The organism is Sediminibacterium sp. (assembly GCF_019264485.1).
Lineage (GTDB): Bacteria > Bacteroidota > Bacteroidia > Chitinophagales > Chitinophagaceae > Sediminibacterium.
Window position 1 is genome coordinate 215834 of the sequence record NZ_JAHVAA010000015.1, and the last position, 13142, is coordinate 228975.

A 13142-nucleotide genomic window follows, 5' to 3' on the forward strand; every position below is an offset into this window, starting at 1 on the left:
CGGAAGGAAGCCTGAAATGACGAATGAATAATAATGCAGGAACTGTCTGTTATTTCACTACCTGAAACTTACCAGACTCCACAATACGATTACGCTGATCGCGTAATTGGTAAATATAAAGACCACGGTAATACTGGTCATCGAGGTTGATGACTACTTTGGGTTCAGTGATACGAACTTCTGTCATACGCTTGCCGAGGAAATTACAGATTAAGAGGCTGTAAGTTTTATCAACCGATTTGTCAAACTCAAAGTTAATAACGGTGGTAGCAGGGTTGGGATAGAAACGGGTTACTTTAGATTGCAGTTCGGGGAACTCCGTGAGCTTACCCACATTAAACACCGGGTCGGATGCAAAGCTGCTTCCGAGGGTCATGCATACCAGTAAAAGTATTGTGTACCTTTTTCCCATGGGTTTAATAATACTCTAAATTAGTTAAATGATGTGATTTTTACAAAAAGGACTGTTAAAACCCGGGGAATAATGAATATTGAATGTAGAATATTGAATGTAGAAGTGGTGAATTGGGCTTTTTTGTGTTCCTCTACTCTTTTTTTGCTTAACTGCTATAGATAAATAGGGGGCTTGAAAAAGACAGGAAGAATAATGAATATCGAATATCCAACTTCGAAATTCGATATTGGATATTCGATATTATACTGTTCTTACAGACTATTAAGTGTTTGCTGGATAGCTGCAAAATTCGGTAGATCACCGGGTGTCGGACATACTTCTGCATATCTAACCACTCCTGCAGCATCAATTACAAAAGCAGCACGTTTGCTTACACCCTGCATTTCAAAAGCCGGGAAAGTATCGTATAAAACGCCAAATGCTTTGGCTGCTTCTTTATTAAAATCGCTCAGCAACTGAAAATTCAGTTTCTGTTCGTCGCGGAATTTACCCAATGAAAAAAGTGAATCTACCGATACACCAAACACCACTGCATTGGTATTATTATACAATGAGATATTATCGCGAACATTACATAACTCGGTTGTACATACACCTGTAAATGCCAAAGGGAAAAAAAGTACTACTACATTTTTTCCTTTTTGGTCTGCCAATGATACTTTGTTCTTGTCTGTGTCGAAAAGAGAAAAATCGGGTGCCACTGCACCGGCCTGAATACTCATATGATTTGATTTAATTGTTGAACGATACTATAAAAAACAATAATAGGTGAAAAAAGTTGAATGCAATTTACAATTGCATTTCAGGAACGTGATCGGGTATGATCAGCTTACCTGCTGTTTTGGCCCTTATTTCCTCCACACTAACACCGGGAGCGCGTTGCAGTAATACAAACCCTTCTGCAGTAATATCAAGTGCGGCTAATTCTGTCACTACTTTTTTTACACAACCCACACCTGTGAGTGGCAAACTGCATTTAGGTAATAATTTACTTTCTCCTTTCGGATTGGTATGCATCATGGCTACGATGATATTTCTGGCACTGGCTACCAGATCCATGGCACCGCCCATGCCTTTTACCATTTTACCCGGTATTTTCCAGTTGGCTATATCGCCTGTTTCACTTACTTCCATAGCACCTAATACTGTCAGGTCAATTTTTCCGGCCCTGATCATGCCGAAACTTTCAGCACTGTCGAAGAATGCACCACCGGGTATTACTGTTACGGTTTCTTTACCTGCATTAATCAGATCAGCATCTATTGCTTCTTCTGTGGGGTATGGACCCATTCCCAAAATACCATTCTCACTCTGAAAAATAACCGTCATACCATCAGGAATAAAATTAGACACAAGCGTGGGTATGCCGATGCCAAGATTTACATACATGCCATCCCGCAGTTCCTGTGCAATTCTTTTTGCGATACCAAATTTATCTAAAGCCATGAGATAAGTTATTTTAATATTTTGTTAGGGTAGATCAAAGTGAGTAGTCAGTAGTGAGTAATTTGTTTCTCCTAACTCCTAACTTACTACTGACTACTCACTACTCACTAACTTCACTGTCTTCCGCTCAATTCTTTTTGCATAATTCTTTCCTTCAAATATGCGATGTACATATACACCGGCAACATGAATTTCATCGGGATCGAGTTCTCCCGGCTGCACCAGGTGTTCTACTTCTGCAATCGTAATATTGCCGGCCTTTGCCATTGATGTAGAGAAATTGCGTGTTGTTTTTCTGAAGACCAGGTTACCCAATGTATCGCCTTTCCAAGCTTTCACCATTGCAAAATCTGCATGAAGTGCCATTTCCATCAGGTGTGGTTTATTATTGAATACACGTACTTCTTTTCCTTGTGCTATTTCGGTACCGTAACCTGCGGGTGTAAAAAATGCAGGGATACCCATACCGGCCATTTGTATACGCGTAGCCAGCGTTCCCTGAGGAATAAGATCAACTTCCAGTTCTCCACTCAGCAACTGTCTTTCAAACTCCGCATTCTCTCCCACATAGCTGCTGATCATTTTTTTGATCTGTCTTGTCTTGAGTAATAAGCCCAGTCCGAAATCATCCACACCTGCATTATTCGAAATACAGGTAAGTCCTTTTATTCCTTTCTCTACCAATGCTGCTATAGAATTTTCCGGTATACCATTCAGGCCAAATCCACCTAACATCAGTGTAGCGCCATCCTGTATATCATTAATAGCTTCCGCAGCATTCCTGTATACTTTATTCATAGATCAGTTGCATTTATTTTTTGGGTTGCCCTCTTTCAATTTCATACCGCTTTAAACGTTCTCTGTTTGAGAGTGCATCAAGTGAATCGAGAAGGCGTTTAAAAGAAACAGGCCGGCCTTCATAATAGCGGTAACTGGCAAAATATCTTTCCCGCGAAACACCATGTATTTTGAAAACCATTTCATACAATTTCACGTCTTCCTTGTTCCGGATGGCATTGGTATCCTGTATGATCTTTCTGTTGAACCATTCGTCGGCTTTCATCATATCCCACATAATCAGTTTCATACTATCAACGGGTATAATAGCTGTTTTCGTTTCATTCCTACAGCTCATCTGCATTAGGAACAGGAAGACTATACATGCACCGGTCATTACTCTCATCGCAGTTCTTCTTTATATTTTGATGCGTTGATCACATCCAGTTCACTCAGTAATTCAACCGCTTTGGCTTTTTCTCCGGCAGGCGCCTTTTTAAATACACCCACCAACTCCTGGTACTTACCCTGCATAAAGAATTGCTGAATCATGGTATTCGGATTTTCCTTACCAAATGTTTGCAACTGTATCAGCGCATTGATAATACCCGCCCTAGCTTCAGCTTCTTTATCGTATAAATTATCAAGCCCCTTTCTGTAATAACCGTAAATGATATCGTGTATGGTATTATACCTTGTATTAATCAGGTTTTCGTTGAGCCAGTATCGGTTTCTCAACCCGTCAAAAATTCTCCAGCCCGAAATACCCCTTCCTTCCGGTGCATTGTTTACAATATTCTGTGCTCTCCTGAAATAGGCTTCTCCTGCTTTGGGTGCAAAAGAATCGTAATCGAGTCCGAGAATGGTATACGCATAAAAAGCAAAAATGGCCGTTAAATTGGCTACAGTTGCATCGGTACCCTGTACCCTGTTTTCATTAAACTCTACTGGCTGGAATTCTACATATTTAAATGCCACATCTGCATCCTGAAAATTAATCATGGCTGCCTGGTACGATGAATGATACACGGGTCTTGCTGCCTGAATATTTAAAGAAGCTTTATAAATATTCGGCTCCAGAACACTTTCAATATTGAGGATAAAACTGCACTCTATCTTTTCATTTTGTTTATAGTTATCATTCGTCCATTTTCTGTTGTTCAGCAAATTAGTCAACTGATTCTGCAGGGTGGTAAATATTTTTCTGTCGATATTGGTCGTTACCCTGTTCGATAATACGGTTACCCTTGCCTGCAGTTCCTGGGCACCCGCTTCGCATACAATGCATGCAAGCAATAATAGACTGATGATTTTTTTATACATGCAGGTGCTTTATGATAAATGAAACAATATCTGTCGCTACTTCTTTCTTTGATTTCAAGGCCACTTTCATTTCTTCTCCCGACTGATGAAAGATGGTTACCGTATTGGTATCAACACCAAAGCCCGCATCTTTATCGTTCAGTGAATTTAATACAATACCATCCGCATTTTTTGCCTTGAGTTTACTGAGCGCATTCTCTTTTTCATTATTGGTTTCCAATGCAAAACCCAGCAGAAACTGACCCTTCTTTTTTTGCTGACCCAATTGATGTAAAATGTCTTTGTTCTTTACCAATTCAATGCTCCATTCATCCTGCTTTTTCTTGATCTTCTCCTGTGAAGCCAGTACAGGCTTATAATCTGCTACAGCTGCCGACATTACTGCAATAGCCGCACCATCGAATGCTGCCACGGCTGCGTTATACATATCATCTGCCGATACTACGGGCTTTATAGTAATCCCTTTATAATTTGTTTGCTGACTTGTTGGACCTGTAATCAAGGTTACATCTGCGCCACGCAGGTATAATTCTTCTGCAATGGCAAAACCCATTTTACCCGATGAATGATTGCCGATAAAACGAACGGGGTCAATGGCTTCATAAGTGGGGCCCGCGGTAACCATTGCTTTCTGTCCTTTCAGTTCATCGGTTCTGAAAAAATTTTCTATCAGGTACTGGCCTATTTCTTCCGGCTCGGCCATTCTTCCATCACCAAATAAACCACTTGCCAATTCACCTTTGCCTACTTCTATCAGGTGATTGCCATCTTTTACCAGTTGCACCAGGTTTCTTTTAGTGGAGGGATGATGCCACATGTCTTCATCCATGGCGGGCGCTATTACCACCGGACAGGTAGCAGAGAGATATACAGCCAGTAATACATTATCACATAAACCATTGGCCATTTTAGCCAATGTATTACAACTAAGCGGAGCTATCAGCATTACATCGGCCCAACGACCCAGCATTACATGGTTCGACCAGGCATCGCCTTCTACCAGGTCATGTATCACTGTGTTTTTAGATAATGTGGAGAGTACAACAGGTGAGGCAAATTCACGGGCTGCAGGTGTCATCACTACTTTTACTTCAGCACCCGCTTTTATTAGCAGGCGAACCAGTGTAATGGTTTTATAAGCAGCAATGCTTCCTGTGATGCCGATGAGTATTTTTTTTCCTTTTAGCATGGTCGTTGAATAGTGAGTAGTGAGTAGTCAGTAGTGAGTAAAGAAGGCTGACGACACTTGGGTCTTAACCTTACATTGAATCAGCCTACCTCACTACTCACCACTCACTACTGACTACTCACTACCCTTCCTCAAAGTAACAAAAAAACGACAGTCATAATAACTGTCGTTTTCATAAAATTATTTCAGGATAAGCGCCTTATCTGAAAAGGTCGTTATCGTTGTTTCTTCTGTGGTAGATTTTACCTTCCATGAATTCCTGTGTTGCGAGAATGGCCGGATTGGGCATTTTCTCATAGGCACGTGAAATTTCAATCTGCTCTTTGTTCTCATGAATCTCTTCCAGGCTGTCTGTATGACTGGCAAACTCTTCCAGTTTATTGTGCAGCTCTTCTCTCAGCGACACATTGATCTGGTTGGCTCTGCGCGCAATGATAGCGATAGATTCGTAGAGGTTACCTGTTTTCGCTTTAATCGATATCAGGCTTTTTGTTTCAACCACACTAGCGGTATTAGCGCTCATTTGCCTTCTTAGCTTGCTCATTTTTCTGGTTTTTAATATAATTTGTTGATTGTAATTTGAATTTATTTACTTCATCCAGGTACTTACTGTCTGCATAGCGATCCTGGAAATCCACACATTCTGAAATCACTTTTTCAAAACGTTCTTTCTGTTTCTCTTCATAACTCATCTCCGCATAACGGAAATAAGCTTTTATCACCTGCAGCTTGTATTCATCTGCTCTTTTTGAATCGGGGAAATTATCCGATACATTGGCGAATGCTATGGCTGCTGCTTTATAGAAACCGAGGTTATAATAGAGCTCTGCTCCTTTAAACTCTTTGGCTTCCAGTTTCTCTCTGCACTTATCAATAATATCAGTTGCATCCTGCACCCTTTTCGAACTCGGGTGTGTATTAATAAATACCTGCATCAACTGCATGGTTTTATTGGTATTGGTCTGATCAAGATCTACCTTGGGCGACTGTTTGAAATAACAGTAGGCACGCATATAATCGCACTCCTCTCCCTTGGTACTGTTCGGGAAGTTTTCTACAAAACTCTTAAACAGGTTCTCCGCATTCAGGTAATCGGCCTGGTAATAATATGAGTAGGCGAACTTGTAATACATGTCCTCATACCTTGCTGTTCCTTTTACATATGGAAAGATGTCTTCAAAGAGCACTTGTGCCTTGGTATAATCTTTCTTTGCGTAATACTGTTCCGCCATCTTATACTTATACTCATAATCCTTACTCTTTAAGGTCTTAGAGAACTTATTGGAGCAGGAAACCAATATAACAGATGCCAGTAAAATGAGTCCGATCCTATTCATACAAGTTGGCAAAATTAGTTAATTACCGGCAATTTAGAAACTTGAATTGGAGAATTGATTATCAGGGAGTTAAGAAAAAGGTAAAAAACAGGACAACAGAACAACAGAAGAACAGAGAAACAGAGAAATGTCCAATTTCCATTGATTCCCTACGCTTCGACGTTGGAAATTCTTCTGTTTCTCTGTTCTTCTGTTAAAAGAAAAAGCTGCTCTGCACAGCAGAACAGCCTTTTTCTTTACCTATTCAAACGAAGACGATTAGTTATCGCCTTCTCCTTCCTTCAGTTTGGCCTTGATTTCGGCTAAAGCGCCCAGGTCGCCCAGGGTGGCTTTTTCTACTTTCGCCTGGATGTTTTTCACTGCTTTCTTGGTATTGTCAGACTCAGCTTTCGCTTCTTTCTTGGCAATTTCCTTTTCTTCAGCTACTACTTTCTCCCAGATACGGGCATGGCTCAACACGATACGCTTCTCATTGCGATCGAATTCGATCACCATGAACTGTGCAGTTTCGTCGGCTTTCACCTGCGTACCATCTTCCTTGTTCAGGTGACGGTTAGGCGCAAAACCTTCTAAACCATAAGGCAGTTGCACAAGGGCACCTTTATCGTCCTTACGGGTAACGGTACCTTCATGCAGGGTTCCAACAGCGAAAGTGTCTTCCAGGGCATTCCAGGGATCTTCTTCCAGTTGTTTGTGACCCAACTGCAGTTTACGGTTTTCTTTATCGATGCTGAGGATGATGATATCGATATGTTCTCCCACTTTGGTATAATCACTTGGGTGGTTGAAACGCTTCAGCCAGCTCAGGTCGCTGATGTGGATCATACCGCCGATTCCTGGCTCCAGTTCAACAAACACACCATACGGCGTGATGTTTTTCACCAGACCTTTGTGTTTGCTGCTTTCAGGGAACTTGGTTTCGATAGTGCTCCATGGATCATCGCTCATCTGCTTAATACTGAGACTCATCTTACGGGCATCTTTATCGAGGGTAACCACTTTGGCTGCATACTCATCGCCCAGTTTGAAGAATTCCTTCGCATTGATCGGAGTATTGGCCCAGGTAATTTCAGATACGTGTACCAGACCTTCAACACCAGGCTGAATTTCTAAGAATGCACCGTAATCTTCTATATTTACCACTTTACCTTTTACTACTGAACCTTCAGACAAACCTTCAGGCAGCACATCCCATGGGTGTGGAGTTAACTGCTTCAGACCTAAGCTGATACGCTTTTTGTCGTCGTCGAAATCCAGTACCACCACCTGTAATTTCTGGTCCATCTTCACCACTTCGCTTGGGTGAGAGATACGGCCCCATGAAATATCGGTGATGTACAACAAACCATCCAAACCACCGAGGTCCATAAATGCACCGAAATCTGTGATGTTTTTCACCACACCTTCCAATACCTGGCCTTTTTCGAGTTTGCTCATGATCTCTGCACGCTGTGCTTCGATATCGCTTTCGATCAGTGCCTTATGTGATACAACGGCATTCTTGATCGCTTCATTAATCTTAACTACTTTAAACTCCATGGTCTTACCCACAAACTGATCGTAATCAGTTACAGGTTTTACATCGATCTGAGAACCTGGTAAGAATGTTTCCATACCAAATACATCAACGATCAATCCACCTTTGGTTTTGCTGGTTACGGTACCGGTAATTACTTCACCTGTTTTGTGAACTTCAACGATACGCTCCCATGCACGGAAGATACGGGCAGACTTACGGCTGAGGTGCAGATTACCCTGACGGTCTTCTTTCTCTACCACCATAACTTCTACTTCGTCACCAATTTTCAGACCCTGAACATCGCGGAATTCGTTCAGTGATACGAGACCATCACTTTTAAAACCGATGTTTACAACCACATCTGTTTTAGTAAGGGCCACTACACCACCTCTTACGATTTCGCCATCTTCAATCTGTACGAAAGTGTCGTCATACACTTTATCGTATTTAACTCTTTCAGACTCGGCATAATGACTCACATTACGTTTGTCGATGCTCCAGTCAAAATCATCGTGCGCTGTTTCTACTACTACAGGCGCCGCTGCTACAGGTGCATTTGTTGTCGCAGTAGTAACTTCTGCTGCCTCTGGGGCGCCAGTGTTCTCCTGAGCATCTGCGTTTAATTGTTTACGGAAAATGTTCATAAAATAGTCCCGATGGTTTAATAAATCGGGGGTGCAAAAGTAGGGAAAAAGTCCGAAAGTCTGGTGGTCGGAAAGTCCGAAAGTTGGGGTTTGGGAGGTGGATGGGTGGTTTTTGAGGGGGATTTTCAGGAGATATAGGAGTATTTTTGTATATTTATTAAGTGTCGCCATTTCGTAAATCGTTGTATTAAAATGGGATTTGCATAATGGGTACGGAAATGACAAGTTGTAAACAATTTAATCGATTACCAAACATTAAATAAATATGAGTTTAAGTTCAAGCACCTTAATTCACTTAACTACTCAAAAGGCGTACTTAGTTGGAATTCTGAAAGAAGGATTTAAAGTAAAATATTGTCAAGAAGATATTAAAACTAAGGGAGGTTCTATCAATGGAGCTTTTCCAATGGTTAGTTTGAGCGATCTCCCATTATCTGAACTTGACTATCACTTAGAATCCTATGGTAATTACGGAATAGGACTAAAAAAGGAATGGGCGAAGAAAAATGGTTTAAACCCGGTTTTATATTTCGATGGGAATTCTACTATTAGTCATAATATTAGAAAGGACTTTGAAGACATATACAAAAAAGTATTAGAAGGTAAACTTGAAAATAAACTATTTCAACTAGTTACTGAGATAATGAGTTATATGAAGAATTATGAAGGCACATTAAAAACAAAAAAGATAACAAGAGAAAATTATCGGTTTTCAGATGAAAGAGAATGGAGATATATACCGTCTCTTGATATTCTAGGTTCAGCCTTTCCATATATTGTCCCAAAAAATGCGGAAGAAAAAGCAAAGGCAAATAAAAAGCTAGAGCACATAAGATTAGAATTTACTCCAGATGACATAAACTATATCTTTGTGCAAAAAGAGAGCGAAATTCAAGAAATTATCGACATAATTAGGAATGCAAATGCAACAATGCCATATTCAAGTGTTGAACGATTAATGACTAGAATATTGACGACGGAGCAAATTATGACTGATATTTAATTGTTTACAACAAAGGGGTCCTTCTCCACAGCATATTCATCGCCTGTGTCTCTCGTAGAGGCCCAAAGGACTTCCTTGGAGACTTGGCGCCAGTTACACAGCTATAGAATAACATTTAGTTTTACTTCTCCCCTGTTCATCTGCCAAATGCTACTCACAGCATGAAGTAAAATAGAAAATTCATAGCACACAGATTATTGTGATATAAGTAATAATTTTAAGAAAAGCCGCATATGTCCTCATTTTATATCATACTACTTTTAGTCGGCTCTCTTACCTTATCCAAAAAAATAGCGGAGCTACGCAAATCGATTAAAACGGGTAATAAAGAAAAGATGAAAGCAGATATTTTCTTTCTGCTTCTTACCATTACAATCATTGCTGCGCTAATTGCAATAAAAAAAAATTTATCTCTCTACTGATTCTTAATATAGAAAACTTATAGAACTCGGATGATCATGATAGATCATCACAATCATGAAAATCCGTGTTCCATTTCCCGCTTCATCAGTTTCTCAAACTTCCTGAATAGTAAAGCAATTCGGCTGAGGCGTATTCAAAATACCGACTATAAAATTTGCGGGAAATACGCTTACATTCTTCACGATGTTGGTTCTATGAAAAAGAAAACCAACATCGAGGTAAAAGGCATTGCCATATCCATGTTTAAAGAACAGGATGCCGATTATATCTCGCTAACAGACATGCTGAAAGCAAAAGATGGCGATTTTTTTATTTCCGACTGGTTAAGAAACCGGAATACCATTGAGTTTCTGGGCATCTGGGAAAGCGTAAATAACCCGGATTTTAATTATGGCGAATTCGCCCTAATTAGAACACAGGCCGGTTTAAACAGTTATAGACTGAGTGCCAAAGAATGGATGGAAAAAACCAATGCCATCGGTATCAGATCAACCGCCGGGCGATATGGTGGCACATTTGCCCATGCAGATATTGCCCTTGAATTTGGCATGTGGATTTCGCCTGAGTTTAAAGTCTACCTCATCAAAGAATTTCAGCGGCTGAAGGCAGCAGAAAGCAAACAGTTACAATCTGGGTGGAGCCTGCAACGCACTTTATCGAAACTGAATTACCATATTCTTACCGATGCCATTAAAGAAAAGCTGGTACCGAAACTACTGTCTGCAAAAGAAAGTGCATATGTATATGCTTCAGAAGCCGACTTACTGAATATGGCTTTGTTTGGCAAAACGGCTGCTCAATGGAGAAAAGAAAATAGTAATACAATCGGAAATATCAGAGACCAGGCTTCGCTGGAGCAATTGGTCATACTCTCCAACCTGGAAAGCCTGAATGCGGTTTTGATTCACCAGGGTATAGCGCAACCTGAGCGTTTACTACTCTTGAATAAAACTGCGATTCAACAAATGAAAACACTGTTGAACAGACCATCGCTTACGCGTTTGAGTAAATGAGCTGGCTACCTATAAACTTCCGAGCAACTTGTACAGGAGAAAATTTAAATCCAATATGTTCATAATCTGATCATATTATAGATTTCCTAAGTACGTTTTATCTTCTTTAATTGCCTACTTTTACGGTAGTTCTCAAGTGTAAAATACCGCCGTAACAACAAAACAATGGAAAACATACTATTCGACTTTATTTCAAAATACATTACACTGACAGAAGATGAAAAGAACGTACTCGTTTCTTTGAACCTGTTTCGCTCGGCTAAGAAAGGAACGATTTTACTGAAAGAAGGACAACATTCGAAAGAAAGTTACTTTGTTTTAAAAGGCTGTATCCGCTCTTATTACCTGATAGACGGGGAAGAAAAAACAACTGCTTTCTACACAGAAATGGATGCTTTAACACCTCATTTTGTGATCAATAAAACCCCTTCTGAATATTTTATCAGTTGTGTAGAAGACAGCATTCTTACCGTTTCAAATTCTGATATGGAAGCAGAAGTAAACAGTAAGTTTCCAAAGTTTGAATTAATGTGTAGAAAATTGTCGGAAGAATTGTTGGCTCAGCAGCGTATTGACTTTGATGAGTTTAAAACCTCCTCCCCTGAACAACGATATTTGAATTTACTGCAATCAAGACCAGACCTTATTCAGCGTGTTCCCCAACACCAGTTAGCCAGCTATTTAGGCATCAAACCACAGTCTTTAAGCAGACTCAGAGCAAGAATTCTGGAGAAAAAGAGCTAATCCTCATTTCTTAACTTAAGTGAACGTACCTACGCTACCGACCAATCTACTTTTGCATCATCACTTAACACTAAAAAGAGATGCAGAAGAAAATTGTATGGATGGGACTTGCCTTTCTGTGGGCAAGTAGTCTACAACTGAAGGCACAGGATGCCAGAAAAGACAGTGCGCATAAAAAATGGTTTGTTGGAAGTTCGCTATTGATGTTAGGGAATTTCGATCAGGTAAACAATCCGGAGTATGTACAATTAAATGTTGGATACAGGATTACCCCCAAAGATGTTGTTTCATTCAGGTTTAAAAGATCCATTTATTCCTGGCCATTAGGCATCCCCTTTAGTTCACCATCATTTGATGCACCGGGAGAAAATTATCCGGGTCACGCACGCATACTTGCACCTACCGTAGGATACCAGCGGTTTTGGTGGAAAGGCGCTTATACATCCGTTTATGCATTGAATGCTTTTGAAAAATATATTGATGCCAATAAGAAAAAGATCGGAAATGGTTACTCGCTTTACCTGGACTTTTACCTGGGTTATCAGTTTAAGTTTTTCAAAAACCGCTTCTTTTTTGAGCCCGCTATTGGAATTAGTTATTGGCCTCTAAGAACAAATGTTCCAGCAGCTTTTAAAGCAGTAGAAAATAAATGGAATAACTATTTTATTCAACCGGGGCTCGACTTTGGCTTTAACTTTTAAATGAAAATTTATGAGCACAGAAAAACTAATGCAAAAAAAATTGCAAGACATCACAGTAAGTGTGAAACTAAAGCTGGCTTCACTGTGGGCTAGTTTTATGTTTCTCTACATCTATGTAGATTATTTTCACTTATACATGCCGAATAAGATAGAAGATATACAAAAAGGAAAAGTGTTTGTATTTGATATTACACAGGGGTTTATTTTCACTGCACTTTCGCTGGCTACCATTCCGATATTGATGATTTTTCTTTCTGTTACACTCACTGCCAGAGCAAATCGTTTAACAAATATCATTGTGGCAACAGTTCTTATTCCTTATATGCTATTTAACCTGGCTGGAGAAGCCTGGATACACATGATTTTTGCGGCGGCTGTAGAAGTAGTGCTGCTTTGTCTGATCATCCACCTTGCATGGAAGTGGCCAAGTGATGAAACTTTACATCCCAACTAACAATAAAATAATATGCTGCTGTGGCAGGAAATGGTTGTAATACAAGTAGACAAGTTTCCGTAGACTTAAATGGTGAGTTTATAGATGAAACCGTTCTATCGCAAGCGGGGATTGCATTTAAGAATATATTTGAAATTCTAACAAAAGCCAGCTT

General features: G+C 40.0%; 15 protein-coding genes. 5 read left to right on the plus strand and 10 right to left on the minus strand.

Going from position 1 to position 13142, the window contains the following annotated elements:
- Positions 1-49: 49 nt before the first annotated feature.
- From KXJ59_RS15690 to rpsA, 10 genes are all read right to left on the minus strand, one after another.
- On the minus strand, positions 50-412 hold the full coding sequence (locus KXJ59_RS15690; RefSeq protein ID WP_295206770.1) for a T9SS type A sorting domain-containing protein: 363 nt from the start codon (positions 410-412) through the stop codon (positions 50-52).
- Between the two features lie 254 nt (positions 413-666).
- Positions 667-1137 (minus strand): peroxiredoxin, encoded by a 471-nt coding sequence (locus KXJ59_RS15695; protein ID WP_295206772.1) that lies wholly within the window; start codon positions 1135-1137, stop codon positions 667-669.
- Between the two features lie 67 nt (positions 1138-1204).
- Entirely contained in the window at positions 1205-1861 is a 657-nt protein-coding gene (locus KXJ59_RS15700; RefSeq protein ID WP_295206774.1) for a 3-oxoacid CoA-transferase subunit B, read from the minus strand.
- A gap of 93 nt (positions 1862-1954) precedes the next feature.
- Complete coding sequence (locus KXJ59_RS15705; protein ID WP_295206775.1) at positions 1955-2659, minus strand: CoA transferase subunit A; 705 nt, start codon at positions 2657-2659, stop codon at positions 1955-1957.
- A gap of 13 nt (positions 2660-2672) precedes the next feature.
- Positions 2673-3044 (minus strand): DUF4296 domain-containing protein, encoded by a 372-nt coding sequence (locus KXJ59_RS15710; protein WP_363266291.1) that lies wholly within the window; start codon positions 3042-3044, stop codon positions 2673-2675.
- A complete protein-coding gene (locus tag KXJ59_RS15715) occupies positions 3041-3961 on the minus strand; it encodes a DUF4835 family protein (protein ID WP_295206779.1) in 921 nt (306 codons plus the stop codon). Before KXJ59_RS15715 ends, KXJ59_RS15710 begins: the two co-directional genes overlap by 4 nt.
- On the minus strand, positions 3954-5150 hold the full coding sequence (coaBC, locus tag KXJ59_RS15720; RefSeq protein ID WP_295206781.1) for a bifunctional phosphopantothenoylcysteine decarboxylase/phosphopantothenate--cysteine ligase CoaBC: 1197 nt from the start codon (positions 5148-5150) through the stop codon (positions 3954-3956). Before coaBC ends, KXJ59_RS15715 begins: the two co-directional genes overlap by 8 nt.
- A gap of 199 nt (positions 5151-5349) precedes the next feature.
- Complete coding sequence (locus KXJ59_RS15725) at positions 5350-5694, minus strand: DNA-directed RNA polymerase subunit omega (protein ID WP_295206782.1); 345 nt, start codon at positions 5692-5694, stop codon at positions 5350-5352.
- The gene (gene bamD, locus KXJ59_RS15730; protein ID WP_295206784.1) at positions 5663-6487 is read right to left on the minus strand and encodes an outer membrane protein assembly factor BamD; all 825 of its coding nucleotides are present in this window, start codon (positions 6485-6487) and stop codon (positions 5663-5665) included. The genes KXJ59_RS15725 and bamD overlap by 32 nt, the downstream gene beginning before the upstream one ends.
- A gap of 258 nt (positions 6488-6745) precedes the next feature.
- A complete protein-coding gene (gene rpsA / locus KXJ59_RS15735) occupies positions 6746-8650 on the minus strand; it encodes a 30S ribosomal protein S1 (RefSeq protein ID WP_295206786.1) in 1905 nt (634 codons plus the stop codon).
- A gap of 265 nt (positions 8651-8915) precedes the next feature.
- On the opposite strand from rpsA, the gene KXJ59_RS15740 reads away from it, so the two are divergent.
- The 5 genes from KXJ59_RS15740 to KXJ59_RS15760 all read left to right on the plus strand — a co-directional run bounded on the left by KXJ59_RS15740 (position 8916) and on the right by KXJ59_RS15760 (position 12988).
- Positions 8916-9653 carry an abortive infection system antitoxin AbiGi family protein gene (locus KXJ59_RS15740; RefSeq protein WP_295206788.1) on the plus strand — a complete coding sequence of 246 codons (738 nt, stop codon included), beginning with the start codon at positions 8916-8918 and terminating at the stop codon, positions 9651-9653.
- 617 nt (positions 9654-10270) lie between these two features.
- Entirely contained in the window at positions 10271-11089 is an 819-nt protein-coding gene (locus KXJ59_RS15745) for a KilA-N domain-containing protein (protein WP_295206790.1), read from the plus strand.
- A gap of 165 nt (positions 11090-11254) precedes the next feature.
- Positions 11255-11833, plus strand: a complete 579-nt coding sequence (locus tag KXJ59_RS15750; RefSeq protein ID WP_295206792.1) for a cyclic nucleotide-binding domain-containing protein — start codon at positions 11255-11257, stop codon at positions 11831-11833.
- 80 nt (positions 11834-11913) lie between these two features.
- Complete coding sequence (locus KXJ59_RS15755) at positions 11914-12534, plus strand: hypothetical protein (protein ID WP_295206794.1); 621 nt, start codon at positions 11914-11916, stop codon at positions 12532-12534.
- A 10-nt stretch (positions 12535-12544) separates the two neighbouring features.
- A complete protein-coding gene (locus KXJ59_RS15760) occupies positions 12545-12988 on the plus strand; it encodes a DUF6326 family protein (protein ID WP_295206796.1) in 444 nt (147 codons plus the stop codon).
- The last annotated feature ends 154 nt before the right edge of the window (positions 12989-13142 follow it).

Excerpts from the sequence above, each read along its gene's own strand:
- KXJ59_RS15690 (WP_295206770.1), bottom strand. The coding sequence starts at position 412 with ATGGGAAAAAGGTACACAATACTTTTACTGGTATGCATGACCCTCGGA.
- KXJ59_RS15695 (WP_295206772.1), bottom strand. The coding sequence starts at position 1,137 with ATGAGTATTCAGGCCGGTGCAGTGGCACCCGATTTTTCTCTTTTCGAC.
- KXJ59_RS15700 (WP_295206774.1), bottom strand. The coding sequence starts at position 1,861 with ATGGCTTTAGATAAATTTGGTATCGCAAAAAGAATTGCACAGGAACTG.
- KXJ59_RS15705 (WP_295206775.1), bottom strand. The coding sequence starts at position 2,659 with ATGAATAAAGTATACAGGAATGCTGCGGAAGCTATTAATGATATACAG.
- KXJ59_RS15710 (WP_363266291.1), bottom strand. The coding sequence starts at position 3,044 with ATGAGAGTAATGACCGGTGCATGTATAGTCTTCCTGTTCCTAATGCAG.
- KXJ59_RS15715 (WP_295206779.1), bottom strand. The coding sequence starts at position 3,961 with ATGTATAAAAAAATCATCAGTCTATTATTGCTTGCATGCATTGTATGC.
- coaBC (WP_295206781.1), bottom strand. The coding sequence starts at position 5,150 with ATGCTAAAAGGAAAAAAAATACTCATCGGCATCACAGGAAGCATTGCT.
- KXJ59_RS15725 (WP_295206782.1), bottom strand. The coding sequence starts at position 5,694 with ATGAGCAAGCTAAGAAGGCAAATGAGCGCTAATACCGCTAGTGTGGTT.
- bamD (WP_295206784.1), bottom strand. The coding sequence starts at position 6,487 with ATGAATAGGATCGGACTCATTTTACTGGCATCTGTTATATTGGTTTCC.
- rpsA (WP_295206786.1), bottom strand. The coding sequence starts at position 8,650 with ATGAACATTTTCCGTAAACAATTAAACGCAGATGCTCAGGAGAACACT.
- KXJ59_RS15740 (WP_295206788.1), top strand. The coding sequence starts at position 8,916 with ATGAGTTTAAGTTCAAGCACCTTAATTCACTTAACTACTCAAAAGGCG.
- KXJ59_RS15745 (WP_295206790.1), top strand. The coding sequence starts at position 10,271 with ATGAAAAAGAAAACCAACATCGAGGTAAAAGGCATTGCCATATCCATG.
- KXJ59_RS15750 (WP_295206792.1), top strand. The coding sequence starts at position 11,255 with ATGGAAAACATACTATTCGACTTTATTTCAAAATACATTACACTGACA.
- KXJ59_RS15755 (WP_295206794.1), top strand. The coding sequence starts at position 11,914 with ATGCAGAAGAAAATTGTATGGATGGGACTTGCCTTTCTGTGGGCAAGT.
- KXJ59_RS15760 (WP_295206796.1), top strand. The coding sequence starts at position 12,545 with ATGAGCACAGAAAAACTAATGCAAAAAAAATTGCAAGACATCACAGTA.